This is a genomic window from Micromonospora sp. SCSIO 07396 (assembly GCF_053667945.1).
Genome location: NZ_CM132210.1, coordinates 5971345 through 5994894, shown reverse-complemented (window position 1 = coordinate 5994894; position 23550 = coordinate 5971345). Strand labels below are relative to the sequence as shown.

Below are 23550 nucleotides of genomic sequence, written 5' to 3'. Positions count from 1 at the left end.
GTCACCTCCGGATCTGGCGCAGCTTGGTCTGGGCGGTGGCGAGCATCCGGGACGTCGAGGGCGCGTACGAGTCCAGCTCCAACGTCGCGGCCCCGTCCGACACCCGGTACTCGCTGGCCACGATCCGGAAGATGGTCACCCCGTCCCGGGTGCTGGCGTTGAGCGCGTCAGGGCGGGGCAGCACCCCGCGCACCCGGATCAGACCCGGCCGGATCTCCCACGGCTGCACCATCCGGCCCGTCTCCAGGTCCAGGATCGGCCGGGCGATGCGGAGCCGCCCCCCGTTGGGTGCCCACTTCCGGTCGGCGAGCCACTGGTCACCGGCGCGCTGGGCGGCCGAGGTGGACCCGACGTCCCCGCCGAGGTCGATGCTGCCCTGCCTGATCAGCGGCGGGGTGGCGTTGTCGAGCGCGGGCACGCTGCTGGTGCGGGTGGTGGTGCGCGGCCTCCCCTTGGAGTCCTTCCAGCGCACGGTGATCCGGTTGTAGAGACCATCCGCTGACCCCTGCGACTCGTACCCGTCCGTGACGTCGGCCTCGTACCGGACGGTCGTCGGAAGCGCCACCCATTCGAATCGGTACCGGCCGGCGGCGTTGCGCTCCCACGCGCGCCAGGTGTAGCCGGCCTCCATGCTCAGCAGGTCATCGAGCACCCGCGCCGGGTCGACGCCGTCGGGATAGGCGAGCTGGTCGATCTGGTACGTGGTCGTGGCGATGCGGGCATTCGCGCCGTCGAACGAGGTGAGCAGCCTCCCGAGCAGGTCGGCGACGATCTCGTGCGCCAGGACGTACGAGTTGCCGTACGGGGCGGCTGTGAGCTGCTCCGAGCCGGCCGCCGTCCACCTGGTCGACAGCACGATCAGGTTGCCGAAGGTCCCCCAGTGCAGATCGTTGCCGATCTTGCCGCCGACCCCGGTGTAGATGATCCGCCACTCGATGGTGTTCCGGCCCGCCGTCCAGTGGGTGACGATCACGCGCGGGGAACTACCGCCGCCGCTGGTCGACCAGTTGTTCGACCGGGCCACCTCGCCCGACGCGAGGCTGCCGTCCGTACGGGCCACCGCCTCCACCTGGTAGGCGGAATCCGTCCGGCCGGCGTCCCAGGTGTAGTCGATCCGGGCCAACTTCTGGCTGGCCCGCTGGAGCCCCAGGTACCGCGTCACGACCCTGCTGTTCGGCACCACGGTGAGGCCCTCGGGGAACTGGAGGATCAGCACCTGCTCCTGGCTCGCCGTGTTCGCCGGTGTGCTGCCGACCGAGTCGTCGCCCTTCGGCGTCGCGTTGTCGACCCTGTCGAGGTTCGACAGCACCTGCTGGTCGACGTAGATCAGCGGGACGGTGCGGTCGCGGGTGTGCGCCTGGCCGCCGACCGCCGCCAGGTCCCACACCTGGCCCTGCGCCCCGGCCGACCGGCCCGGATCCTCTAGCCGTCCATCCCAGACGACACCGCCATGCCGGCCGTCGTGGACCAGCAGGTTGCCGTAGTAGGCGACCTCGTCCGGCTGGAGAGTCAGCGGACGGTCCAGTGCGATCTGGCAGGACGCGTACCCGCCTGGGTCGGTCCACCGCATCACTAGGTCGCGGGTCTCCCGGGTGACGTTCCGCTCGCCCTTGCTGGTGACGAGCTTGATGCTCAGCGGAATGGGCAGGCTCATCACACCCCCCGGATGTGCAAGTACCTGGGCCAGTAGTACGGGGTCACCCGCACGTACGCGGTCGCGTCGTCGCCGTCGCTGTACTCGCTGCCCACATCGCGCAGCAGGTGCACGCGGTTGGTGACGCCGGGCGACACCATCGGCGTCAGGCCCGCCATCTCCGCGATGGCGGCCCGCACCTCACCGGCCGGGCTGGTGGCGTATACCGCCGTCGCCGACGAGTCCACGACGTACGACGTCGGCGACCCGAACTCCGGCCACCTGATGGTGCAGAGCCGGTCGTCGGCCGGCACCAGCATGATCGTGTCCGTGTCCAGGTTGCCCGAGCCGGACACACGCGCCGCGCTCAGGAAGATGGACACCCCCCACACCGGCAGCGGCGCACCCGACAGCCCGTCCGTGCCCGGGTCGTAGCCCAGCGGAATCTGCACCAGGCCGGCGTCCACCCACCGCCAGGTCGTACCCGACGGAACCGTCACCGTGTCCCCGGCGACGCTCGACGAGTCCATGACGTAGGCCAGCCGAACTTGCATCACGTCCGCACTGACCGAGTGACGCACCCGCACGAACGCGCGGTACGTGCCCCTGACGTCGACCGACGCGGCGGCAGGGTGCAGTGCGATCGTCGCCCGACTGGTCATGCCGGGAGTGCCGACGAACGAGGTGCGGGCGAACTGCCCATGACTGCCGCTGACCGCCGCCTGGAGCGTTGTGTCGGTCGTCAGGGACATGGACTCCACCGGCAGCACCACCGGCGCGGCCGACGGCGTCCCCCGGCGGCGGACCGCGATCAGCGACGTACGCCGGCCCGAACCCGGGCTGAAGCCGGCTGGGTCGGTGGTGACGTCCCTGCCCTGGATCGCCAGGTAGAGCGGTGTCTCCACGTCGCCTTTCGGGCTGGCCACGTCGAAGGCCATGCCGCCTGGCGCGGTCGCCGACACCAGCCGGATGCGCGCCTCGTCCACGTGCGTGGTGTGCCCAACCGGCGGGGTCGACCCGAGCGACGCGGGCACCAGCCGCGCCTGCGCTGCCCCGACCGGCGCGGTGGCGGTGAAGTCGACCAGCTGCCACAGGCCGGCGGTGACCGCCGCGACGCCGGTCGACGTCGACATGTAGGTGCCCGCGCCGTTATGCCAGTTGATGTTGCACGAGATGGAGCGGGTGGCCGCGCATCGCAGCCACGCCGACGCCCGGTACGTCTGCCCGGCCGTCACCGGCACCAGGGCGACCGCGCGGGCCTCCGCCGTCGCCGTCACCCCGTCCGGGGTCAGCAGCAGCGATGCGACACCCTCGTGGGCCTGGGCCGTCGACCGGGCGACCGAGCCGCCCTGCCCCACCCAGCCGGACGCGTCGACCTCGAAGTACGGGTTGGTGTTCAACTCGCTGGTCTCGGTCGGGTCGTTGCCCACGGTAACGCTGGCCAGGGTCTCGCGCAGGCCAACCGCGAACGGCTCCGCCTTGACCTGCACCTCCAGCGTGCGCAGCGCAGTGGGACCACCGCCCGGGTAATCGCGTACCCGCGTATCCGACGACCGGATCGTCCGGAAGAACACCGGTGCCGATGCCCCATCCGGCTGGTAGCGGACCACGTTCGTCGTCCGGTCCAGCTCCCGCCACAGCGCTTGCAGCGCGGTCGCCGAAGCATCCTGGCCGGCGATCACCTCCAGCGACAGCGTCAACGTGCGGTTGGCGTACGCGGCGGCCGTCATCCGCTCACCGTCGACCAGCAGCGTCGACGAGTAGGCCGACTTCAGCTGTGGCGGCGACAGGTCCACCCCCGTGCAGCCCCACGGGGCCTCATTGTTGAGGTCGAGCCGCACCGTCGGCGATCCCGAGACGCTGTCGACGAACTGGACTACGTCCACTCACTCACGCTCCCCGCGCCATCAGAGTCGCCGTCCGACCGGTCCGGTCGTCCAGCACCAACGTCACCCCCGACGACAGGACCCCCGCCAACGCGGACGCGATCCGCGCCTCATCGAGCTGGCCGGCACCGTCGCCCGAGCCGCTGCGGCGAGCAGCCCCCCCGGCGGTCGGGCGGGCCGGGGCGTCGCCACGGACCATCGCCCGCATCCGCTCCATCGCCGCGTGCCCGCCGGCCGCGTCGACCTCTTCGTCGGTCCACACGTGCTCGCCCGGGGCGAGCTTGCGCCACAGCGAGTCGACGCCCTTTGCCCCTGGGCCGACGACCGGGCCGCCCTCGGACATGCCGGTCGAGTAGCCGAACCCGGTGTGCGCGCCGCCGCCGAATCCGCCGGACGGCTCCGCGTAGACGTTGATGCGGGCCTTCATGTTGTTGATCCGGGCGACCAGTCGGTTCGCCGCGGCCATCGCCGGGGCGGTGTTCGCGGTGACCGTGACCTTCCGGTCCTTGATCCGAATCAGCTGGTTCGCCAGGTCACGGGCGGCCGACTCCGACAACCCCATCTTCCGGGCCAGCTCGATCATTTTCGCCCGGCCCCGGTCCGCAGCCGCGTTGGCCAGGTCCTGCGACCCGGTCTGCGCCATGACCGCGTCGTACGCGCCGTTGGCCTCCGCCGCGATCCGGTCCAGGGCTGCCGCGTTGGCGCGGCCCTTCGCCGTGTTGATGTCCAGGGCGGCACCGTGCTGGATCGCGGTCTGCCCGTTGGTCCGGACCGCAGCGGAGGCGGCGTCGATGGCCTCCTCCAGGTCGCGTTGCGCCTGCCGGGCGTCGAGGTTGTTGCTGGTCATCTCGTCCAGCGCGGCCCGCCACTCCCGCATGGCCGCCGCGGCGTCTTCCACCTTGGCGGGGGTGGTACCAAGGGACCGGTTTACCTCGTCGAGCTGCTGCCGGTAGGTGCCAGAGGCGTCGGCGGCGGCGATCTGCGCATCCGACATCCCGGCGGCCTTGAGCGTGGCGAAGTCCTGGGCCTCGGCGTTGCCGAGAGTGGCCTTCCGGTACGCCTCGGCCTCCTTCGTGCCCTTGCCGAAACCATCGGCCGTCAAATCGAGCCAGTCCTTGTAGTGCTCCATGTCCTCCAGCCAGTACCGGCCGCGGTCGATGGCGATGTCCAGTTCGTCCGACCAGCTCTTCACCGCCGCTCCGCCGTGCACCACCGCGGTGGTGGTGTCGATGAGCCGACCCATCGCCAGCGTCAGATCGTCGATGGCCGACGCCCCCTCGTCGGCATCGTCGGCGAGAGTGGACAGCATCTGGCCTGCGCTGTCGCCGACCTGGTCGATGGTGCGGCCCAGCGCGTCCACGACCGGGTCGGCCTGCTCGATCGCGTCGGCCAGGCCAGCCGCCAGCTTCTGGCCGCCCGTGATGCCCGACGCGACCAACGGTTCGATGAACCGCTGCGACTGGAAGATCTTGTCCAGGTCGGGGCCGAGGCTCTGCCAGCCGGCCCGGATGTCGGAGATGCCGTCGAGGACTGCTGGCACGAAGTCCGCCGACCGGCGCTCCAGGTCACCGAGGATGAACTGGCCGAGGTCCGCGCCGGCCGCCTTCACCGCCGGGTCGCGGGCGGCCAGACGGACACCGCCGATGACGCCACCGATGCCCGCGCCACCGACGATGGCGCCGGACATCGCCGACGCGAGGGTTGCCGCCGCACCCACGCCGAGAGCAGCCCCGATCGCCGCGCCCGCTGGATGCACGGGGGCGCTGGCCATCAGCGGGCCGAGTCGGGCCACGAATCGGCCGACGAACCCCTCGGCGGCCTCGTCGGCATCGTCGTCGCCGGGCAGCAGATCCTGGACCCTGGTCAGTTTGCGGATCTCCCGCCGCTGCCGGTCCAGATCCTTGACGAGGTCCAGATTCCCCGTCTTGTTGATCTCGGCGGCGAGGGCAGCCGCCGCCGCCTGCGCCTCGGCGATGTCGTGGGCCAGACCGCGGTACTGCTTGCCGGCGGCCTCGGCTTCGTCGCCGGCCTTGTCGGCGGCCCGCCCGGTGTCGTGGATCTTGTCGGCGGCCTTGTCAGCGGCGTCGCCGACGTCCTTGAACGCCTTCGACCCGCCGGCATCCTTGCCGACGATGTCGAACTCGACCCGCTCACGTCCCGCCACCGCTCACCCCCGCGCCCACTCGAACTCGACCGGCCCCCGGTGGGCCTCGTACCACAGCAGGTGCTCACGGATCTGACGCACGCTGAGCTGCCGCAGCCGGTCCGGGGGTAGGCCCGCCTCGAACGTGAATAGCGGCTCGATCGCGGCGAGGTACACGCCGACCCTCACGCCCCGGAGGAACCCTCCGAGGGTCCAGCCGGGGGGTTGCTGGTGGCCTCCCGGCTGAACTCCGCCCGCAGGAGACGCGGCTCGAACTCGGCGTACGGGACGGTCCGGCCGGCGTTGCGTACCGCCAGCCACGCCGCGACCCGCCGCAGCTGCGACACGTTCAGGGTCCACGACTCCATCGCGTCGACGAACACGGCGATGGGCATCGTCAGGTCCCGGTCGAGGGCCTCCAGCTCGCTGGCCGGCAGGTCCAGCAGCTGCTCGACGTCGACGGTCAGCTCTTCGGGCAGCGGCTCGCCGCCGCCGTACTGCTCGCGGTCGGCCTCGCACAGCCGCACCCGGATGATCGTCATGCTCAGCCCTCCGTGAGTTTCGCGAGGACCCGGTCGACGGCGCCCTCGATTTCCTTACGCACTGCGCCGACCTCAGCCAGCATCGGCTTCGTCACGAAGCCAGGCCGGACAACCTGGGTGACCCACGGGTTGGCTCGGGACGTCGCCCGGTGCTTGGCGTGGCGCTTCAGAGGGCGGGTCCGGCCGAACACCGGGTGCTTCAGCCGGCCCGCCTCGGCCGTCGCCACCTGCCTGGGGTTGCCCTTGGCTCCCTGGGCTGTCACCGAGAGCCGCACAGTCACCTGGTCGCCGGTCGTGGACGTCGTGGTCGTCATCCGCAGAGCCGGAACCAGCACCCCCGCGTAGCGGTCCGGCAGGTACGACGGGGCCGCCGACCGGACGGCATCCTTCAGTGTCGGCGTCGCGGCGGTGATGCCCTTGCGCAGCTCCTTGACGAGGTCCTTCCGGTCGGCGGCCGTGCGGAGGCGACGCGCCACCACCCGGAACCGGTCGGCACCGCGTACCTCGACCCCGCTCACAGCGTCGTGTCGGTCGAGACGTACTCGATCGTGATCGGCGGGTTCGTGCCGTCGTGCTGCCCGACGATCGGGAAGTTGGTGTTCACCACCCCGGGCCCGTCCGCCGTCGGGGTGTCCCCGTTGACGAAGAACTGCGGCACCCGGAACCGGATCGTCTCGTAGAACGTGCTGGCGATCAGGGGGCCCGTGAACTCCCACACCAGCGACGCCGGGGTGTCGGCCGCGTACCGATCCGCCCAGTCCGCCTTGGTCAGGAAGTCCGCGCCGACCGTGCCGGACACCCCAGACCAGTCGTTCAGGACGCCCTGCGACCGGAGGCCGGCGTTGCCCATGTACGGGCCGCCGTCGTGCCGGGGCCGTTCGATTCGCAGCGACATCGACCTCACCCCGTCGACCTGCGCCTCAGCCCCGTACGTGCCGACCTTGAGCGCCGCCTGGGCGAAGTGGAACTCGTTGACGACCGGGTAGCTGGGCGCGGCGAGAGTTTGCCCCTCGGACACGTCCCGCGCCTCGACCGTCCACTGCACGGTTAGCCCGCCGCCGACCTCGCAGCTGAACTCCGCCGCCATGATCTGGCAGCCGAGGAACGTGTACGGCCGCACGGTGCCGCCGAGGTCGGGCACTCCCGACTGCATTGTGTAGAACTTGCCGTACGGGTCGGCCATCGCGTGGGTTTGCAGGTACGCGGCGGTCGCACCCTGCTGCACCGGGGCGACGGTCCCACCCAGCAGCCCGTTTAGCAGCAGGCCCAGCCCCTTGGAGTAGACGCCCATGCTGACGGTGCCGTTCGCGCCCTTCGTGGTCACGTACCGGCGCCCACCCGGCTGCACGTACCGGCCGGCGGCCAGGCCACCACCCTGGTAGGTCTGCTTCCGCTTCCGCAGCTGCGCCGTCCCCTCCAGGAACCGCGTCGGCGCGACGTACGTCCCGTAGGTCACCTCCGGCGCCATACCGAAGCTGGAGCCGAGGCCCGATCCGATCGCCATCAGGACTCCCCACCGGTGCTGGCCTTGTCGAGCTTCTCGACGGCCTTCTTGGTCTCCTTGTCCTGGGCGGCCGACCAGCCGGCCTCCAGGTAGCTGGGCAGGTCCACGTCCGGGACCTCCACGATCTCGCCCGGGTCGACCTCACGGCCGATCCACGGCACCCACCGCCGCTCGTCGTACGGCTGCTTCACCCTTGCCACGCTGGCCTCCCTCCTGCTCACGCGGCCGATCGCGACCGGCACAGCACGTCGAAACTGATCTCACACACGCGGCCCTCGCCGGCCTGCTCCGCGTCGTTGGTCTGCCGCACCACCACGTTCGCCGCGATGGCCGTCCCTGACTTCAGCGCCCCACCGAGGTCGCGGTGCGTGCGCATGTGTGTGTCCAGAGCGTTGAGCAGCACGAACGCGGCATCCCGGGCGGCCTTCATCGCGTTACCGCCGGCTCGCCGCGCCCAGATGATGCAGGGGACGGTGAACTCCTCCCACTGCGTCTGCGCGCCGAGCTGGCCGTGCGTGACGCCGTTCTCGGTTGCCGCATCCTCCGGCGTCACCCCGATCACCAGCGCCGTCTCCGCCCGACCCTCCGGCCAGCCGTCGAACACCCGCACCGGCGACGCGCACTCCGGGAACGCGGTGGCCGTAGCGACGAGGTAGTCGATCGCCGCCGGTATCGCCGAGGTGGCCATAGGTCACGCCCCGTACGGTGCGAGTTCGGCGGTTTGTAGCCGCTGCCGAACGGTGTTCGGAATGAAGAAGCCCAGCCGGACCTCGCCCGCCGGAGCTGCTCCAGCGCCTGGGGAACTGTCGAACGGCGAGTAGTTGCCGCCCTGCTGCGGACGCCAGTTGATCCGGATCAGCTCCTTGGTGCCGTCGAGCACCGCCCAGGGCACCGCTGTCCGGCCTGCCACGTAGCCGACGCTCACGTTGTTGAACCCGTCCGGCCAGCGACCACCGACGCGGAACAGCACCCCGGCATCCGACAGGGAGTACGCGCCGACGCCCAGAACCGTGCCGCCCTCGCTCACCTCCGTGATTTCCAGGGCAGGGCGCTCGCGCAGCATGATCGCGGTCCGGCCTCGGCCCGAGTGGACCTCGGTGACGGGCCGGCGGGACACTGACCCGACGATGTCCTCCACCACGGCCGAGGCGCTGAGGATCGCGGCCCGTAGCTCATCGTCCTGGCTGGTGTCCGTCAGCGCTATGTTCAGGTGGCTCTTCGCTTCGTCCAGGCCCACGAACGCTGGCCAGGACGAGTCGGCGGCGCTGAACACGTCGACATGCGCGACGTCCGGCGTGGTGGCGACGGCCCGGATGCGGTGCAGACCGTGCTGAGTGATCGGGAAATCGTAGGTGTACCGGCCGATCGACGGGTGCGCCGGCACAACCGGCGCACCCGTGACGCCATCCGGCTCGGTGACCGTGATCTCGACGTCGGCCGCGTCAAGCAGGACACCGCCGGACCGGACCTCGAAGACGACCGGATAGGTGTCGCCAACGTCGTACACGGTCGCCTCCTACCGCCTGTCGCTGGGCTTCGATCGAGAGCGACGCTCGCCCGGCGCGGCCGTGGCCGTCTCCACCGACGCGGGCGTCGTACCGGCCGCCCGCTGGGCCGCCTCCTGCGCCGGCTCCAGGAATCGCTCCCGTCCGACCACACGCGGGTCGTCGTCCTCCAGGAGGGTGCCGACCCGCATCGTGACCGGTACCCCGTCGAGGTCGAAGCTGTGGGCTTCCTTGACGCGCCAGACCATGTCAGCCTGCCGTCGGGGAGCCCTTGGCGGCTTCCGCCTCGGTCAGCCCCTCGGTGCCGAAGGTGGTGGGGCCGTCGCGCAGGGACTCGTCGGACAGTCCGTGCGGGCCGGGGCTGAACATGCCCTTGCGCTCGACGGTGTCCTTGTCGCGGTCGCGGTCGGCGAGGACCCGTCGGGTGTGCTCGACCTGGCCCATGACGTCGGGGCCGTCGACCTGCTGCGGCTTCGCCGGCCACGACTCTACCGGCGGCCGGTCGTCGCCGGTCCGGTTGTCGAGGCGGGCGTCGACGTTCGGGGCGCCGGGCACGGTGACGCGCCGCTCGTGGTCGGCCTGGAGTTCGGCGGCGAGACCGCCGGCCGGGTTCGAACGCTGGCTGCTGGTCGCCTGCCGGGGCGTGGATGCCTTCGGTGTGGTGGTGGTTGACGGGGTGTTGCTCTTCTCGGTCGCCACGATGGCGGTCCCTTCTGATTGTTGCTGGTCTGGTCAGCGCTGCACGGGGACCTGGCCCGCGCCGCCGAGGATGACCACCGCTCCGAACACGCCACCGGTGGTGGCGCCCGAGGTCGCGACGGTGATCCGCAGGTAGCGGCGGGGGCCGGTGTATCCGACTTCGAACAGCCGGTCGTCGTCGGTGGAGGTGATCGTCGGCGGGGAACCCTGCAGGTGCTCCGCCGGGGCCGTCGACCACGACGACCCGTCGTCGGACACCTGCACGGTGACCGCGTGTGACCCGTCGGTGATGGTGCCGGCCAGCACGACCAGCAGGGCGCTGGTGGTGCTGTCGGTGCCGCCCGCCGGGTCGGTCCGGTCGATGGTGGTGCCTGTCGCGGTGCCGGCCAGCCGGGCCGCGACAGGTAGCGCGACCCGGCTGATCAGCTCGTCGTAGATCCGGCGCATCAGGTGACGTTCAGCATCCGGAAGGCACCGTCGTTGACCGAGTCCGCGCCGGTGCGGTAGTAGGCGAACCAGCCGCGCTGGCCGGTCGGCCGGCCGAATCCGGAGCCGGCGGTCGTCTGCTGGAACAGGTGCGGGATGAACTCGACCGTCATGCCGATCCGGTCGGCGATCACGTAGTTGCTGAAGTCGCCGAACACGGACATGTAGTTCTCGGCCGCCGCGGTGATCGTGGCGTCCATGTCCTCGGACTCGTAGATCGGCTTGCCGAGCAACTGCGCGGGCCGGTCGTCGCCGAGCTGCGCCCACAGGCTGGAGCCGCCCGCGGTGTCGAACTGCCGGGCCCGGTTGTAGAAGGCGTTCGTGGCCAGCCACGACGCCCGGGAACGGTACCGGGCCGGGAGGGCACCCTGCAGCGCGTACAGGTCGCCGACGGCGAGCGTGTCGGAGCCTGCGGAGGTGATGATCGAGCTGGTGCCGGTCAGCGCGGTGACGATACCCGTCGGCTGGCCGGAGCCGGAGCCGATCGCGAACGCCGACGCCTCCAGGATCTCGCGACCCTCGGCGAGGAGCCGGGCCACCTCACCGGCACCGTTGCTCATGTCCTGCAGCGCCTCGATCGACACCGGCACGAAACCGCGGGCGGTGTAGACCGGGATGGTTGGCTGCGCGAACGTCGGCGCGTCGTCGGACACCTGGCTGGCCTCGGCGTCCCAGGACCAGGACACGGCACCGGCGGAGACGCCGTTCCAGACGTCGCCGGTCGCGACGACCTGCCGAGCGATGCGCCGGATCTCGTTCAGGGAGCCGTTGGCGGTGACGATGACCGTCGGGTCGAGCTGGAACGGCACCAGGAATCCGCCGGCGGAGTCGGTCAGGCTCATCGCCCGGACGGCCTGCAGCGCCTGCTGCTCGACGGTGTCCAGCTCGTGCAGACGGTTCGTCGCCGCCTTGCTGAACGCCCGGATGTACGCGGGGCTGCTCGCCGCCAGCGCCAGCCGGGCCAGGGTCGCGTTCTTGTCGTCGAACCGCTCGACGATGTTGGTCGCGGCCTCCCGCACCTTGTCGGACGCCGACGGCATCTTCTCGATCGCCGCCAGGGCGCGCGAGCGCAGTTCGGCGTTGACCGACTCCCGGGAGCGTCCGAACGTCCGGACCTCCGACAGGTCCCACGGGTCGCGGAACCGCTGGTCCTCGATGCTGTCCGGCTCCAGGATCGCGTCCCGCTGACCCTGGTCGGCGGTGTTACCGGGGGTTCCGCGCGCCACCCGGTAGCCGCCGACGCCGCTGGCCGCCGACCGGACCGCCGCCAGGTCGGCGTCGCGCTCCAGCTTCTTGCGGTGCTTGTCGACGGAGGTGAACTCGTCGCGGAGCTCCCCGAAGTACGTCTCATCCTCCGGGGTCAGCTCGTCGAGTTCGCCGAGCCGCTCCAGTTCGCTGGTGATCTCCTTGAGCCGGTTCACCGACTGGGAGTGGGTGAGGGTGGGGGCCGTACGGTTCGACGCGTCGCGGGGGTCGGCCCCGACGACCGGGTAGATCGGACGGCCGTCCTTGCGGTAGCCGATTGGGGTGAGCGGGACACCGGCCATGATGAGCCGGCGGAACCGTCCCTGCTTGTCCGCCATCGTTCAGGTCCTTTCGTTGATCGAGAGCAGGTAGCCGCGGGCGTGTTGCGCGAACTCCCGGGCGGGGTTCGGCCGGCTGGCCGGCGGCGTGGCGGACGGGTGCTCACCGGACGACGACCGGTCGGCGGGCGGCGCGGCCGGAGTGGCCGGGTGCTCGCTGGGCTGGTCCTGGTTGGTGGGCGGCGCGTCGGTGGCGCTTCGCTCGGCCGCGTCGGCGAGGTACACCGCGCGGGCGAGGGTGCGCCGGGTGGCTGGGTCGCGGAGGCGGCCCAGGTCGATGGTGACGGTGGAGCGGACGCCGACGGAGGTCGTGTCGTAGGCCGGCCACACGACCGGCCCCACCTCGGAGATCTTGACCTCTTTGAGGGTGCGGCGTAGCGGCGTCGTGATCTCGTAGTCCAGGCCGGCCGGGTACCACAACGCCTTGGACACGTCGTCGGCCTTGATCAGTTTCCCGGTCGCGTCGCGCCACTCCTCCCGCACCACGGAGAAGCGGAAGGACATGCCGTCGATGGACTCCTCAGCGAGAGCATCACGGATCGGTTCGATCAGCCAGTTGTCATGCAGCCGGGCCAGGACGTGCAGGCCCTGGTCGTCTTCCCCGATCTCGGTGATCTTGCCGATAGGGATAGAGCCGATGAGTGGGTGATAGCCGTGGTCGAACTGCAGCTTCGGAGTCCGCTCCCGCAAGCTCTTGCGGAATGCCCCTCGGGCGATGACCTCCTCGAACTCACCCTCCCAGGAAGAGATCGTGGTGACGGTGTCGAACACCGCCCCGTAGCCGTCGAGGGTCAGGCCGTCGCCCGCCTCATCGTCGGCGTCCCGGACCGCGAACGGCGACTGCCGGCACAGGTCGTCGCGGTAAACGGTCCTCTCAGGCATGGCAACCCCCAACGGGGAGCCGTCCCGGCTTGATCATCTACTCCCCCTCGGCTTGCGCCGGCAGGGCCGGCTGCGTGTTCGCTGGCTGCAGCTGGACGCTGAACAGGCCTGTGTGCACCAGCAGGCCATCGTCCTCGGCGGCGACCGCCGCGACCGCCGACTCCGGGGTGAATCCGGCGTCGACGTACGTGCGAATCGTCTGGGCCTTCGTCTGCTGGATCTCGGCAGCGTCCTTGCGGTCCTCCCGCAGGAACGGCACGTCCCGGGCGTCGTACCAGAGCCGTGTCGCAGGCCCCGGCGGCGCTACCAGCTGCTCCAGGCTCCCGGCGGCGTTCTGCCACAGCGGGTGCATCGTCCCGTCCGCGAAGCGGCGCCTGGCCTGGCCGTAGTTCCCGGCGTTCAGCGAGCTGCCCTGCAGGCCTTCGGACAGGCCAACGATGACCGGGTGAACGCCGGCCGCCGCAGCGATCCGCGTCTCACCCCGACCCTGGACCGTGGCGAACTCGATCTGCTTCAGGTCCGCGCCGACGACTTTCGCGTCGGCGCCCGCCGCCAGGTATAGCGTCCGGTAGGCGTTCGCGACCCCGGCGTGGTTCGCCTCCAGCATGTCGATGATCGCGTCGAACTCGGTCTGGTTCGCCGCAGTGATGCCGGTGACGACCATGTTGGGGGTGGCGCCGTTCTCGAAGAACCGGCGCTTGTGCTGCACCATCAGCCCGTCGGCCTGGATTTCCCGGACCACCGGTGTCAGCCACGACATGCCCCGGAACGTCGCCAGCGGGTCAGGGATCGGCGCGAAGTGCGCGACTTCGTCCGGCAGCAGGATCACAGGCTCGGCACCGGAGCCCGTGCCGCCCTCGGTGTAGCGGTAGCCCATCCGTGTCCACCCGAGCTGTCCGCCCCGCAGCCGGCGCGGTGCCAGCACGATCTCAACCCAGTCGGGGCGCATCCGCACCAGCTCGCCGTCGTGCTCCGTCCAGAACGAGTTCCCGGCCAGGTCGGCGTCCTGGATCATCTGCGTGAGCAGATCCTGCGTGGTGCCGCCGGCCCACGGGCGTTCCAGCAGCTCCAGTTCCCGGCCGCCGAACATCACCGACGGCCGGCCTCGGTTGAACGCCTGGAACTGGAACCGGACAGCGGAGAAGACCAGCATCCGTACCGCCATGCAGGCGAACACCACGCCGTTCGCCTGGTACGCGGCCGTCGCATACCCCTCCAGGCTGTTCGGGATCCGCTCCGCCCGCTCCCCGGCCAGGGTCTGCTGGACGCCACCGCCAAGGGGGTACGTGTTGCCCTGGAACACGAACTCGTTCAGGGCGCCCAGGTAGTCGTCGACCGTGCTGATCGACCGGGCCGGCCGGCGGACCGCCGAGATCCGCTCCAACAGACCCGGCGGCCGGCGGACCAGGGCGTCACCCGGCCGCATCGGACCACCCGAGCCGTACCGCCGCCGCACACCACGTCGCCACGAACCACACTGCGGTGACCACCGTCCTGGCCGACCAGCCAAGGCCGTACAGCACCGAACCCACCACGAGCACCAGAACGCGGGCCGCCGCGGCCAACCACCGCAGCACGTCAGACTGCCGAGTTGCGACCGCGATCCGGTCAAGGGGCACGCTGGTCACCGGTCACACCTCTCTCACCGCCAGGCTGCGAAGAACAGCCGAACCTGCCGCTGCACCCGCGGCGTTGAATGCCCAAACAGCGCCAGCGACACCGCCGCGACGGTGGTGGTGTCGACCGTCAGGTCCCGGCGTGCCCACGCCCACGACCCGCCGATGTCGCGCTTCACCGCGCCCTTCACGGCGTCGGTCAACTCCCGCTGGCCGATGTGCTTGACCGCCCGCTCCGGATCATCGGCGGCTTCCGGACTGACGCCGTCGTAGAGCAGCTGGCACCCGGTCACCACGTCGCCGAGGGTGGCCCGGTGGACCACGAGCCCGGCCTTCTCGGCCTCCTCGGCGAGCGCCTTGTCGTCGATGACGAGCACCGACGGCTGGTGCACCTCCAGGGCCTGCAACCGTGCGACCACCCACGCGGTGCCTGGCCGGTAGTCGAGCACCACGCCGTCACCGGCGACCTCGACATGCCGGCCGCCGCCGACCCGGGCACCCGCCAGGCCGATCGCCGTGTACGACCGGTCTGGAGGCACTACCACCCCGATCGCCGGCCGGCCGTCCAGTTGTGACCCCGGATCGTGGGCCGATGTCCACGCCGCCTCGGAGATGACCTGCCACTCCGGCGCTTCGTCGCCGCCTACGAAGCGGGGCCAGATTCCGAGCCGTTCCCGCGCGAAGTCCTCGTCCGGCATCGACCGGCGCTCCCGCTGCACGTGCTCGACGCTGATCCGGATACCCAACGACGGGTTCGCCACAGCCCAGAGTTGCAGGTCGTCCAGGTCGATGCCGTCGAGGAATTCCAAGCTGCCGCCCAGCCCCCAGTCGCGGTACCCCAGTGCCGGGTCCGGCTCCCATGGTGGCTCGTCCGCCCCGCGCGGGACCGTCGGATCGCCCCGGCGCCGCAGCAGGTACATCACCTCGCCGGTATCCCCCGTCAGCGGCGGCGAAGACGTGTACACGATCTGTGGGTTCGGCCGGGCGCTCATGGTCGGCATCAGCGCCGACTGCTGCACGAACGTGTACGCGAACGTCTCGTCGACCAGGTTCACGTCACCGGAGAAGCCTCGGCCGGAGCCCTTCGACCGGGCGACAAACTTGATCCGGGCACCGGTGTCGAGGCGCTCGATGGATTCCTCGCCGTTGGTGTTGATGACCTTGAGGTGTACGCCGTCGACGTCGTACAGGTTGTCGGAGAGCTTCACGCCCAGCCGACCCACCAGCCAGATCACGCGTCGGAACGACTCCATCGCCGTCTTGTACTCGTGCGCCGACCACATGATCAGCCGCTCACCGATCAGCAGCAGCCCCGTCAGGGCCCGCGCCTCCAGCAGGCAGCCCTTGCCGTTCTGCCGGGACACCCACTCGCAGTATTCGAAGCACGCCCAGCGGCCGTCGTCCTTCACCGCGAGCATGGCGGTGATGGAGTCCTCCTGCCAGGCGTCCATCGGCATGCCGGCCCGGCGCATCAACTCGACAGCCTCCGGGCCGTACGAGTCGGTCGACTCGGGCTGGTTGTCAACCCGTGGGCTGCGCCCGCCGAGCAATCCGAGCGGTGAGGTCCGTGATGCCACCGCCGCCGACACCACCACCTCCCGATCCCGCAGTCGGAGCCTTCCGCCCGCCCGCCGGCTGCTTCCCGCCAGCGGAACGGCTCTGCCGCAGCTCCGCCAGCAACGTCTTCAGGGCGATCTGCTGCTGCCTCGCCTCAGCCAGCGCCTGGTTGAGCACCACCTTGACGATCGACCCGTCGTCGTTCGCCGAGTGCAGCCGCATCCACGCGTCCTCGTCACCGCGCAGGATCCGGTCGATGACGTCCAGCCGGTCGGCCACCCGGCACGCTTCCTCCAGCAGCACCCGCTCGCTCGGCTTCAGCTCGCCCGGCTCGGCCGCGACCTGCTGCCACAGCCGCAGGCCGCGCGATCCCAGCTCGGGAGCGTCCGTTACGGCGTTACCCGTAACGGCGGGTGCTGCGGCCAGAGGAGGTGTCGAGCCGCCTTTCGCCTGGTCGGCGCGCTGCTGTTCCCGTTTCCGCTCCCGGTAACGGCGCTGCCGCTCAGCGTTCGACAGGCCCACCGGGCAGCCCTCCAGATCCAGCGTGCGGGGGGAGAAACGCCTGACTAAAGAGCGTGGGGTCAGGAGGGCTCACTCTGCGTCGTCAGGGTGCCCCCCTACCCGCACCCTCGGTCACCATCTGCGCGAGTTGACCACTTCGGGCTGTGCACGTTGACGTCGGCGCTCCATCGCGATGGCTTGACCAGCTCGACGGTTGCAGGAGGAGTGGGTGAGGCGGCGGGTGCCTCTGCCCTGCCCACCGCCCAGGGCGAGGGGTGGGTAGTGGTCGAAGTCCAAGGACATGGACTTGGTCATGGGCTGACCGCACCAGCCGAAGGGGCAGGGTGTGCCTGGGCGGAGGGCGCGTAGTGCTGCGGCCCTGGCCTGCTGGTGCTCCCATCCGTAGCCACGCTCGGTGGTGGTGGCTGGGCTGCTCGGCATGGTCGCCTCCCCGTCGGGTGTGCGGGCCGGCCACCACCGCCAGCAGCCGGCCCGCTCTCCCCGCGCCCCGCATCCCGTCCCCGGACACGCAACAGCCCGGCGGACCCTGCTGGGTCAACGTCCGGGCTGTGGGCACACCTCGCCTACGAGGTGGATGTGACAACGATGATCGCGCGGTCAGGCAACTGGCGTCAACTCGCCGCGCTTGAGGCCGGTCGGGCTGGTGCTGGTGAGCATCTCCACCTGGGCGGCGTCGGCGTACCGGTACCAGGTGGTGCCCCTGCCTCGGCCGGGCAGGTGGTGGCCGGGGAGTTGCCCGGACAGCCGACCACGGGGCTGGCGGGAGCGGTAGGCCCAGCGGCGGACGAGGGCAGCGTCGACGTCCACGCCGAGGCGGTGGGCGATCTGCGCGGCGGTGCCGTACTCGTCGCCGTCGCGCTGGATGAGCGGGGTGTCGCCGGGGCAGTGGCCGGTGGGGCCGAGGACGGAGCCGCAATGGCCGCAGAGGCGGGTGCTCACGGTCGCCACTCCTCGCGATAGCCGGGCCGGTCGGCGTACTGCGAGGCAACGTCGCGGAGGTCAGGGCAGGGCCACGGCTCGTGGCAGTGGTCGCAGCGGCCGGTCCATGAGTACGCTCCGGGCCCGTCTTCCGTGTCAGCCGGGAAGTCGTATGAGGCGTGGCGGTCGAGGATGCGCCGATTGGCCTCCACCTCCCGCATCACCCTCCACGGTCCGTGGCGTTCGATGTGCGCGGCCTGAGCCGGGGTCGGCGAGGACTGGGCATCGGTGACGACGACTCGCCAGGCCGGATGGCCCGTCGCGCCGGTCCCGATCGCGGCTTGCTCATCGTCGTCGAGCTGGGCGCGAAGCCAGGTCACCAGGTCGTCCATGGTCCGATCCTCCCTCACTGGTCGAGCGGCTGGCTGGTGCGGCGGACACGGGCGGCGGCGAGCACGCCCATGAGGGCGTAGGCGGGGTGCTGGTCGGGGTTGAGGTGGGATCGGTCGTAGCCCTCGGTGGTGCTGGGGGTGGCGTGGCCGACGGCGTACTGGACGACCCGCAGGTCCTTGCCGGCGGCGAGGTTGAGGGTGACGAACGTGGCCCGGAGGACGTGCGGCCCCATCTTGGCGATGAGCGACTCGGGGAGCTTGGCCTCGGTGGCGAGGCGGACGAGCTGCCGGCGCAGGTTGCGCGGGTCGATGCGCTGCCCGGTGTCGGTGACGAGCAGCGGCCGGCGGGGTCGGGCGCCGACGCTCACCGTGGGGAGCCGGTCGACGTCGGCGCGGGTGGCGAGGTAGGCGGTGATGCGCTGGTGGGCGGCGGGGATGAGCAGGGCGGCCCGGCGGCGACGCCCCTTGCCCATGACCTGCAGGACGGTGTGGCCCTGGTCCTGGGTGAGGTCTTCGATGTCGGCGGCGAGCAGTTCGGCGACGCGCAGGCCGGTGGTGGCGAGGGTCCACACGATGGCGGCGGTGCGGGGGGTGTCGGTGTCGGCGGCGTCGAGGAGGGCGACGACCTGCTCGGCGGACAGGGCGGGGGTGGGTACGGGGTTGGCCTTGGGGCGGCCGACCTTGAACTTCGCCGGGTTCTTGCGGAACGGGACGTCCTGCTCGTCGAGCCATTCGTAGAACGAGCGGACGGCGGACAGTCGGTTGGCGCGGGTGCCGTCGCTGTAGCCGGCGTCGCGCAGGGCGGTGGACCAGAGCTGGCCGTGGGCGGGTACGGCGTCGAGAGGGTCGACGCGGTGGAACTGGCACCAGTCGAGCCACGAGTGCAGGCCGTACCCGTAGCTCTTCGCGGTGTGCGGGCTGGCGAGGCTGCGGAGGAAGACGGCGACCTGGTCGTGGAGTCGGTCGCGGGTGGTGGTGACGGGTACGAGGTCGGTCATCTCCGGGCCCTGTTCGTGTAGTGGATCTATCCGGGTAGTGGGGTGGTGTCGTGGTGGTGGGGGTGCTGATGGGGCCCGAATCCGAAGTGGATCTAACCCCTTAATGACGGGTATCGGGTCCGTCAGCGGCGGGCCCACTCGGCGAGAACCTTGCCGTCGAGGACGGCGCGGTGGCCGTCCGGGTGGTCTTGGGGCTCGGTGCAGCGGTAGGCCATTCGACCAGTTCCGGGTTTGACGGGCTGGAAGGCTCCGCAGGCCCAATCAGCCGAGTCGAGGGTGGTGTCGACGATGACGGGCTGCCCGTCGGGCCACCGGTCGGGGCCGTCGCCGTACTGGTCGGGGTGGATGACGCGCAGGTGGTCGAGGATGTCGTGGTCGTCCACGGTGTTGTCGTCGGGTGGGCAGAGGTGGCAGGTGGCCATGGTCGTCTCCTCGGGTCGGGTGGCCCGGGGCGCGCGTGCACCCCGGGCCGGACGGGTCAGGCGGTGACGGGTTCCAGCGGCCCGAACAGGCCTCGCCGCCGATGGGTGGCCAGGTGCTTGAGGTCGGCGTGGTGGTCGCGGGACAGCGCGTCGTACGCCTGCTGGGCGGCTGCCATCACGTCGGCCGGCACCTGGTGCAGGTAGACGCCGACCCGGACGCCGTTGCGGGATGCGCTGACGATGGGTTCGATGCCGGGGTTGTTGGCGTCGGACTCGCCCCAGTGCCAGCGGACGACAGTGCCGTCCATGAGGGTGGGGGTGACGGTGACGATCACGGTGCTCCTTCGGTCGGTAGGTCGGGTCAGTTGGTCGTCCCCGGCACGGCCCCCGCGACCGCGCCGAGCACGGACGCCCTGGGCCAGATGCCGTTGCAGGCGGCGCACACCACGGCCCGGTCCGTCTCCGGCCCGACAGTGGTCACCTCCAGCCGTCGCTGGCGGCAGTCGGGGCAGGGGTGCGGCCCGCTGAGCGCCACTCTGGCGGCTCCGATCCGGAGCACCCGGCGTGCGGACTGGTCGAGGTGTGCGAGGGCGTCAGCGGTGCGCTGGGCGGCGTGGGCGGACATCGCCGGGATGGCCCGACGGATGCGGGTCACCGGGTCCATGCCGGGCGCACCCGGGAGCGTGCCGGCGACGGGGTCCAGGGCGCGGAGGAGGTCGCCGAGTGCGGCGGCGGCCGGGTCGGGTCGGCCGGGGGCCCATGCGCCGGTGGCGAGGTCTGCGGTGGGGTCGCCGTACCCGCCGAGGCTGGTGCGGCGCCCGAACTGCTGGCTGGGGATGCCGATGTCGTACGCGCCTCGGTCGCCGTCGACGGCGTCGGCGATGGCCGCGCGGGCGGCGGTCTCCAGCCGGGCGAGGGCGTCCGCGAGGGACCAGGCGGCGGCGGTGGCGTGGAGGTGGTGCGGGGTCAACGGGGCTCCTCAGGCGCGGTTGAGGGGGTTGCGGATGAAGCGGTGGAGACGGTCGGCGGCGTAGTGCGGGCCGACGATGGCGGCGAGGACCGGGGCGGTCGGGTAGTAGACGCGCTGGTGGCCGAGGACGCGGTGGCTGGCGATGCCGTGTCGTCGGCACCAGCCGCGGACGGTCTCGGGGCTGATGCCGACGATGGCGGCGACCTGGGCGGTGGTGAGGAGCTCGATCACCGGGTCCTCCGGCGGAGCAGGTGCGGGATGGTGGAGCCGAGCCAGGCGGCGGCGACCGCGACGAGGACGGCGGCGCCGTCGTGGGTCCAGGCGTCGGCGGCTGCGGCGAGTGCGAGGGTGGCGGCCACCCCCGCCACCAGTGCGGTGGCGAGGGCGGCCAGCAGACGGCGGCGGGTCACGCGGGCGCTCCGGAGCAGGCATGCGCGGCGATCATGCGGCCGATGAACTCCCCGACGGCGGGGACGACGGCGTTGCCGAGTCCCTTGACGCGGGCCGGCTCCAGTTCGTCGGGAAGCCCATCAGCCACTCGACCGCTTCGCCGCTCGGCCTCCATGAGCCCGTCGATCGGATGAAGCCACGCACCCGCTCGTACGTCTCGCGGCGGTACCGCTGGCGGCCACTGCCAAGTCCCCAGCCCCGGCGTCCCATCGAGGCGGTTGGCGTGGGCCAGAACGAACAGTCGTTCCCGTGTGTGTGGGGCGCCCACGGCGCACGCGGATAGCACCGTCCAGTCCGCATCGAACCCGTCCTCGGCCGGGTCACCGAGCATCCATCCGAAGGCGTCGGCGTCGTCAAGGAGAGCTGCGACGTTCTCCACGAGGACGTAGTCGGGTCGTACTGCGCGCACCACGTTGCGGAACCAGGGCCAGCCCCAGCGGGGATCACCCGTACCGCGGCGCAGACCGGCCGTGGAGAAGGGCTGGCAGGGGAAGCCGCCGGCGACCAGTCGAACAGGGGGTCTTGGTCGAGTGGTCCACCAGTCGACGGCAGTGCGGACGTCGTCATGCTTGGGCACCTCCGGCCAGTGGCGGGTGAGTACGGAACGGCAGAACGGGTCGAGTTCGACTTGGCCGGCGCAGTGCCAACCGGCGCGGTCGAGGCCGAGGTCGAGGCCGCCGATTCCGGAGAACAGCGACAGGTAGGTCAGCGGCTGCACCGCTCAGCCCTCCCGCGTGTTGGCGGGGCGGCCTGGTGCGGCGTGGAGGACGGCGAGCACTCGGGCGGCGAGGCACCGAGCGTGCCCCGGCTCGTCGCCGTCGTGGGTGCAGTCGGGGTCGTCGCACGGGGTGTGGGTGGTGCCGTCGGGGCCGGCGGCGAGGGGCCAGACGAGGGTGCGGATCTGCTCGTGGGTGGCCCAGGCGCGGGCCAGTTCGTCGGCGAAGAGCTGCCCATCTTCGGCGGTGTGTTGGCCGGCGTCGTGGCGTCGCCAGGCGGCGGTGAGGGCATCCACCGGTCAGTCCTCCCGCGTGGTGGCCGGGTAGGCGGGCGTCATCTCGTCCCGGACGGTCCCGGCGAGCACGGCGTCCTGGTGCTGGGCGGCGTCGCGTTCGATCTGCGCCAGGGTGGCGTCCCGGCCGGCGCGGATGCCGTCGAGGACCGCGGTCACGGTGGGCCGGTGGGCGTCGAGGTCGGCGGGGTCCGGCTCGTCGAGGCCGGTCTGGTCCTCGGTGCTGCACGTCCAGCAGCGGGCGTCCTCGCCCGGGGGCAGGGTGCGCGGGTAGGTGGAGCCGCAGTCGGGGCAACGTCCGCCGGGGCCGACGAGGCCGGCGTCGATGATGGCGCGGACGGCGATCGCGGCGGCGCGGACTGCGGGGTGGACGAACGGGGGGGCTTGCAGTGCTTCGCGGACGGCGTCGATGGCCCGCTGCTCCCAGTCGGCGGGGCGGATCGGCTCCGGCGCGGCGGCGTACCCGGCGTCACCGGCGGCGATCACCGCCCGGCGGATCTCGGTCATCAGCGGCCAGATGCCCACCGGCACGGGCACACCGAGCCGGTCGAGCCAGGCGCGGACGTCCCGGTCGATGACGGGGATGCCGGCGGCGGCGATCCATCCGGCGGCCTGGGCGACCCGATCCGGCGAACCCTGCACGCGGGCCGGGCCGGAACCGGGGGACGGCGCGGGCACCTCCGGCTGGCTGTCTCCCGCGTCGGGCCCGTAGGTGTCGATGAGGCATTGGCGGCATTCGTCGTCGAGGCTGACGTCGTGTTCGCATCGGCCGACCTCGTCGTCCTCGTCGTCCTGCCCGTCGAGCCAGATGAGCATGGCGGTCTGGGTGGGCCCGTACTGGCGGTCGAGGGTGTCGCGGGTGCGGCGGCCGAAGGGGTGCCGGTGGTAGGTGGCGCCGTCGGGGGCGGGTCGCCAGATGCGGTCGCGATTGTCGACGAGGACGCTCTCGGCGTGCTCCAGGGCATCGGCGAGGCGCTCGCAGTCGTCCCGCTCGGCCGCGCCGTCGTCGTCCTGGTCGTCGGCCGGGGCCGGCTCGCCGACCGTGTCGTGGGCGGCCCATGCCCGGTCGGCCTGCTCGGCGAGGTCCCGCAGCCGGGCCAGCAGGGTGCCGTTGGCGCGGAGCTGCTCGCGGAGTCGGTCGGCAACGCTCTGGGCGTGGTCGAGGTCGGCTGTCACGTTGTCGAGCTGCTCCCGGGCCTGGTTGCGCTCGTCGAGGGCGGCGTCACGGTCGCGGACCATGGCGCGGGCCTCGCCCTCGGCGCGGTCGAGCTGGATGCGGAGGTCGCGGATCGTCTCCCGCGCCTGGGCGAGCTGGCCGGCGGTGGACAGCTCGGTCCGGAGCGGGATGCGGTCGGCGGGGCTGGGCGGGGTGGTCATGGCGGGGGCCTCCGTGGCGGTGAGGGTGGCGTCGATGGCGGCGAGAGTCCGGTCAGTGGGCACGGCGGGTCTCCTCAGGCGGTGGCGGGCTGGAGGGTGGGGTGGAGGTCGGCTCCGTCGAGCCAGGCGTCCACGTCGCCGACGAGGGCGTCGACGTTGGTCACCCAGCAGGAGGCGGGGGCGTACCGGGCGGCGTAGGCCATCTCGGCGCGGGTGGCCTCGCCGGGGCCGTCGGGGACGATCGCGAGGACCAGGTGGCTGGCGTCGATCGCGGCCAGGTGGCGTTCGGTGAGCCGGTTGAGCTGCTCGGCGGTGGGGGCCGGCTCGCCAGGCAGGGGCGGGCAGGGGGCGTGAACGAGGTGCCCGGCGAGGGCGAGGGCGCGGTGGACGCGGGCGAGGTCGTGGGCGTGGCGGCGGGTGCTGCCGCAGAGGGTGATGGTCAGGCGTCGCATCGGG

Annotated in this window: 31 protein-coding genes; all 31 read right to left on the bottom strand. The window is 71.6% G+C overall.

Features of this window, described 5'->3' with window-relative positions; translation table 11 throughout:
- Position 1: 1 nt before the first annotated feature.
- The 31 genes from ACWCHM_RS26175 to ACWCHM_RS26025 all read right to left on the bottom strand — a co-directional run bounded on the left by ACWCHM_RS26175 (position 2) and on the right by ACWCHM_RS26025 (position 23546).
- Positions 2–1654 carry a hypothetical protein gene (locus ACWCHM_RS26175; RefSeq protein ID WP_454220192.1) on the bottom strand — a complete coding sequence of 551 codons (1653 nt, stop codon included), beginning with the start codon at positions 1652–1654 and terminating at the stop codon, positions 2–4.
- Positions 1654–3519 (bottom strand): carbohydrate binding domain-containing protein, encoded by a 1866-nt coding sequence (locus tag ACWCHM_RS26170; protein ID WP_454220191.1) that lies wholly within the window; start codon positions 3517–3519, stop codon positions 1654–1656. Before ACWCHM_RS26170 ends, ACWCHM_RS26175 begins: the two co-directional genes overlap by 1 nt.
- Before the next feature lie 4 nt (positions 3520–3523).
- Entirely contained in the window at positions 3524–5683 is a 2160-nt protein-coding gene (locus ACWCHM_RS26165) for a hypothetical protein (protein WP_454220189.1), read from the bottom strand.
- A 3-nt stretch (positions 5684–5686) separates the two neighbouring features.
- Positions 5687–5851 carry a hypothetical protein gene (locus ACWCHM_RS26160; RefSeq protein ID WP_454220188.1) on the bottom strand — a complete coding sequence of 55 codons (165 nt, stop codon included), beginning with the start codon at positions 5849–5851 and terminating at the stop codon, positions 5687–5689.
- Positions 5848–6204 carry a hypothetical protein gene (locus ACWCHM_RS26155; protein ID WP_454220186.1) on the bottom strand — a complete coding sequence of 119 codons (357 nt, stop codon included), beginning with the start codon at positions 6202–6204 and terminating at the stop codon, positions 5848–5850. The genes ACWCHM_RS26160 and ACWCHM_RS26155 overlap by 4 nt, the downstream gene beginning before the upstream one ends.
- Positions 6205–6206: 2 nt before the next feature.
- Positions 6207–6722 (bottom strand): hypothetical protein, encoded by a 516-nt coding sequence (locus ACWCHM_RS26150; RefSeq protein ID WP_454220185.1) that lies wholly within the window; start codon positions 6720–6722, stop codon positions 6207–6209.
- Entirely contained in the window at positions 6719–7708 is a 990-nt protein-coding gene (locus ACWCHM_RS26145; RefSeq protein ID WP_454220184.1) for a phage tail tube protein, read from the bottom strand. The genes ACWCHM_RS26150 and ACWCHM_RS26145 overlap by 4 nt, the downstream gene beginning before the upstream one ends.
- On the bottom strand, positions 7708–7908 hold the full coding sequence (locus tag ACWCHM_RS26140; RefSeq protein WP_454220183.1) for a hypothetical protein: 201 nt from the start codon (positions 7906–7908) through the stop codon (positions 7708–7710). The genes ACWCHM_RS26145 and ACWCHM_RS26140 overlap by 1 nt, the downstream gene beginning before the upstream one ends.
- Before the next feature lie 17 nt (positions 7909–7925).
- Positions 7926–8396, bottom strand: a complete 471-nt coding sequence (locus ACWCHM_RS26135; protein WP_454220182.1) for a hypothetical protein — start codon at positions 8394–8396, stop codon at positions 7926–7928.
- Positions 8397–8399: 3 nt separating this feature from the next.
- Positions 8400–9215, bottom strand: coding sequence for a head-tail connector protein (locus ACWCHM_RS26130; RefSeq protein ID WP_454220181.1), 816 nt, complete (start codon positions 9213–9215; stop codon positions 8400–8402).
- Positions 9216–9224: 9 nt separating this feature from the next.
- On the bottom strand, positions 9225–9461 hold the full coding sequence (locus ACWCHM_RS26125; RefSeq protein ID WP_454220180.1) for a hypothetical protein: 237 nt from the start codon (positions 9459–9461) through the stop codon (positions 9225–9227).
- 1 nt (position 9462) lies between these two features.
- On the bottom strand, positions 9463–9912 hold the full coding sequence (locus ACWCHM_RS26120) for a hypothetical protein (protein WP_454220179.1): 450 nt from the start codon (positions 9910–9912) through the stop codon (positions 9463–9465).
- A gap of 33 nt (positions 9913–9945) precedes the next feature.
- Positions 9946–10359 (bottom strand): hypothetical protein, encoded by a 414-nt coding sequence (locus ACWCHM_RS26115; RefSeq protein WP_454220178.1) that lies wholly within the window; start codon positions 10357–10359, stop codon positions 9946–9948.
- Positions 10359–11981 carry a phage major capsid protein gene (locus ACWCHM_RS26110; RefSeq protein WP_454220177.1) on the bottom strand — a complete coding sequence of 541 codons (1623 nt, stop codon included), beginning with the start codon at positions 11979–11981 and terminating at the stop codon, positions 10359–10361. Before ACWCHM_RS26110 ends, ACWCHM_RS26115 begins: the two co-directional genes overlap by 1 nt.
- Positions 11982–11984: 3 nt before the next feature.
- Positions 11985–12863 carry an HK97 family phage prohead protease gene (locus ACWCHM_RS26105; protein WP_454220175.1) on the bottom strand — a complete coding sequence of 293 codons (879 nt, stop codon included), beginning with the start codon at positions 12861–12863 and terminating at the stop codon, positions 11985–11987.
- Positions 12864–12900: 37 nt separating this feature from the next.
- Positions 12901–14289, bottom strand: coding sequence for a phage portal protein (locus tag ACWCHM_RS26100; RefSeq protein WP_454220174.1), 1389 nt, complete (start codon positions 14287–14289; stop codon positions 12901–12903).
- Complete coding sequence (locus tag ACWCHM_RS26095) at positions 14276–14491, bottom strand: hypothetical protein (RefSeq protein WP_454220172.1); 216 nt, start codon at positions 14489–14491, stop codon at positions 14276–14278. The genes ACWCHM_RS26100 and ACWCHM_RS26095 overlap by 14 nt, the downstream gene beginning before the upstream one ends.
- Before the next feature lie 14 nt (positions 14492–14505).
- Positions 14506–16056, bottom strand: a complete 1551-nt coding sequence (locus tag ACWCHM_RS26090) for a hypothetical protein (protein WP_454220171.1) — start codon at positions 16054–16056, stop codon at positions 14506–14508.
- Complete coding sequence (locus ACWCHM_RS26085; RefSeq protein ID WP_454220170.1) at positions 16001–16558, bottom strand: hypothetical protein; 558 nt, start codon at positions 16556–16558, stop codon at positions 16001–16003. Before ACWCHM_RS26085 ends, ACWCHM_RS26090 begins: the two co-directional genes overlap by 56 nt.
- A gap of 597 nt (positions 16559–17155) precedes the next feature.
- A complete protein-coding gene (locus ACWCHM_RS26080; protein WP_454223184.1) occupies positions 17156–17422 on the bottom strand; it encodes a hypothetical protein in 267 nt (88 codons plus the stop codon).
- A gap of 71 nt (positions 17423–17493) precedes the next feature.
- The gene (locus ACWCHM_RS26075) at positions 17494–17868 is read right to left on the bottom strand and encodes a DUF6221 family protein (RefSeq protein WP_454220169.1); all 375 of its coding nucleotides are present in this window, start codon (positions 17866–17868) and stop codon (positions 17494–17496) included.
- 14 nt (positions 17869–17882) lie between these two features.
- Entirely contained in the window at positions 17883–18866 is a 984-nt protein-coding gene (locus ACWCHM_RS26070) for a tyrosine-type recombinase/integrase (RefSeq protein WP_454220168.1), read from the bottom strand.
- Between the two features lie 122 nt (positions 18867–18988).
- Positions 18989–19288 carry a hypothetical protein gene (locus tag ACWCHM_RS26065; RefSeq protein WP_454220166.1) on the bottom strand — a complete coding sequence of 100 codons (300 nt, stop codon included), beginning with the start codon at positions 19286–19288 and terminating at the stop codon, positions 18989–18991.
- Positions 19289–19344: 56 nt separating this feature from the next.
- The gene (locus ACWCHM_RS26060; protein WP_454220165.1) at positions 19345–19623 is read right to left on the bottom strand and encodes a hypothetical protein; all 279 of its coding nucleotides are present in this window, start codon (positions 19621–19623) and stop codon (positions 19345–19347) included.
- Between the two features lie 26 nt (positions 19624–19649).
- Positions 19650–20258 (bottom strand): hypothetical protein, encoded by a 609-nt coding sequence (locus tag ACWCHM_RS26055; protein WP_454220164.1) that lies wholly within the window; start codon positions 20256–20258, stop codon positions 19650–19652.
- Between the two features lie 9 nt (positions 20259–20267).
- Positions 20268–20489, bottom strand: coding sequence for a helix-turn-helix domain-containing protein (locus tag ACWCHM_RS26050; RefSeq protein WP_454220163.1), 222 nt, complete (start codon positions 20487–20489; stop codon positions 20268–20270).
- Positions 20486–20668: a hypothetical protein gene (locus tag ACWCHM_RS26045; protein ID WP_454220162.1), complete on the bottom strand. Its 183-nt coding sequence runs from the start codon at positions 20666–20668 to the stop codon at positions 20486–20488. Before ACWCHM_RS26045 ends, ACWCHM_RS26050 begins: the two co-directional genes overlap by 4 nt.
- Positions 20665–21426 carry a DNA cytosine methyltransferase gene (locus ACWCHM_RS26040; protein ID WP_454220161.1) on the bottom strand — a complete coding sequence of 254 codons (762 nt, stop codon included), beginning with the start codon at positions 21424–21426 and terminating at the stop codon, positions 20665–20667. Before ACWCHM_RS26040 ends, ACWCHM_RS26045 begins: the two co-directional genes overlap by 4 nt.
- A gap of 3 nt (positions 21427–21429) precedes the next feature.
- Positions 21430–21720, bottom strand: a complete 291-nt coding sequence (locus ACWCHM_RS26035) for a hypothetical protein (RefSeq protein WP_454220160.1) — start codon at positions 21718–21720, stop codon at positions 21430–21432.
- Between the two features lie 3 nt (positions 21721–21723).
- Positions 21724–23157, bottom strand: coding sequence for a hypothetical protein (locus ACWCHM_RS26030; RefSeq protein ID WP_454220159.1), 1434 nt, complete (start codon positions 23155–23157; stop codon positions 21724–21726).
- Positions 23158–23168: 11 nt separating this feature from the next.
- Positions 23169–23546, bottom strand: a complete 378-nt coding sequence (locus tag ACWCHM_RS26025) for a hypothetical protein (RefSeq protein WP_454220158.1) — start codon at positions 23544–23546, stop codon at positions 23169–23171.
- Between the last annotated feature and the right edge of the window lie 4 nt (positions 23547–23550).

What these genes read in the sequence shown, in the direction of transcription:
- ACWCHM_RS26110 (WP_454220177.1), bottom strand. Translation starts at nt 11,981, where the DNA reads ATGGCGGACAAGCAGGGACGGTTCCGCCGGCTCATCATGGCCGGTGTC.
- ACWCHM_RS26175 (WP_454220192.1), bottom strand. Translation starts at nt 1,654, where the DNA reads ATGAGCCTGCCCATTCCGCTGAGCATCAAGCTCGTCACCAGCAAGGGC.
- ACWCHM_RS26105 (WP_454220175.1), bottom strand. Translation starts at nt 12,863, where the DNA reads ATGCCTGAGAGGACCGTTTACCGCGACGACCTGTGCCGGCAGTCGCCG.
- ACWCHM_RS26155 (WP_454220186.1), bottom strand. Translation starts at nt 6,204, where the DNA reads ATGACGATCATCCGGGTGCGGCTGTGCGAGGCCGACCGCGAGCAGTAC.
- ACWCHM_RS26125 (WP_454220180.1), bottom strand. Translation starts at nt 9,461, where the DNA reads ATGGTCTGGCGCGTCAAGGAAGCCCACAGCTTCGACCTCGACGGGGTA.
- ACWCHM_RS26100 (WP_454220174.1), bottom strand. Translation starts at nt 14,289, where the DNA reads ATGCGGCCGGGTGACGCCCTGGTCCGCCGGCCGCCGGGTCTGTTGGAG.
- ACWCHM_RS26075 (WP_454220169.1), bottom strand. Translation starts at nt 17,868, where the DNA reads ATGGACGACCTGGTGACCTGGCTTCGCGCCCAGCTCGACGACGATGAG.
- ACWCHM_RS26070 (WP_454220168.1), bottom strand. Translation starts at nt 18,866, where the DNA reads ATGACCGACCTCGTACCCGTCACCACCACCCGCGACCGACTCCACGAC.
- ACWCHM_RS26065 (WP_454220166.1), bottom strand. Translation starts at nt 19,288, where the DNA reads ATGGCCACCTGCCACCTCTGCCCACCCGACGACAACACCGTGGACGAC.
- ACWCHM_RS26115 (WP_454220178.1), bottom strand. Translation starts at nt 10,359, where the DNA reads ATGCGCCGGATCTACGACGAGCTGATCAGCCGGGTCGCGCTACCTGTC.
- ACWCHM_RS26025 (WP_454220158.1), bottom strand. Translation starts at nt 23,546, where the DNA reads ATGCGACGCCTGACCATCACCCTCTGCGGCAGCACCCGCCGCCACGCC.
- ACWCHM_RS26145 (WP_454220184.1), bottom strand. Translation starts at nt 7,708, where the DNA reads ATGGCGATCGGATCGGGCCTCGGCTCCAGCTTCGGTATGGCGCCGGAG.
- ACWCHM_RS26135 (WP_454220182.1), bottom strand. Translation starts at nt 8,396, where the DNA reads ATGGCCACCTCGGCGATACCGGCGGCGATCGACTACCTCGTCGCTACG.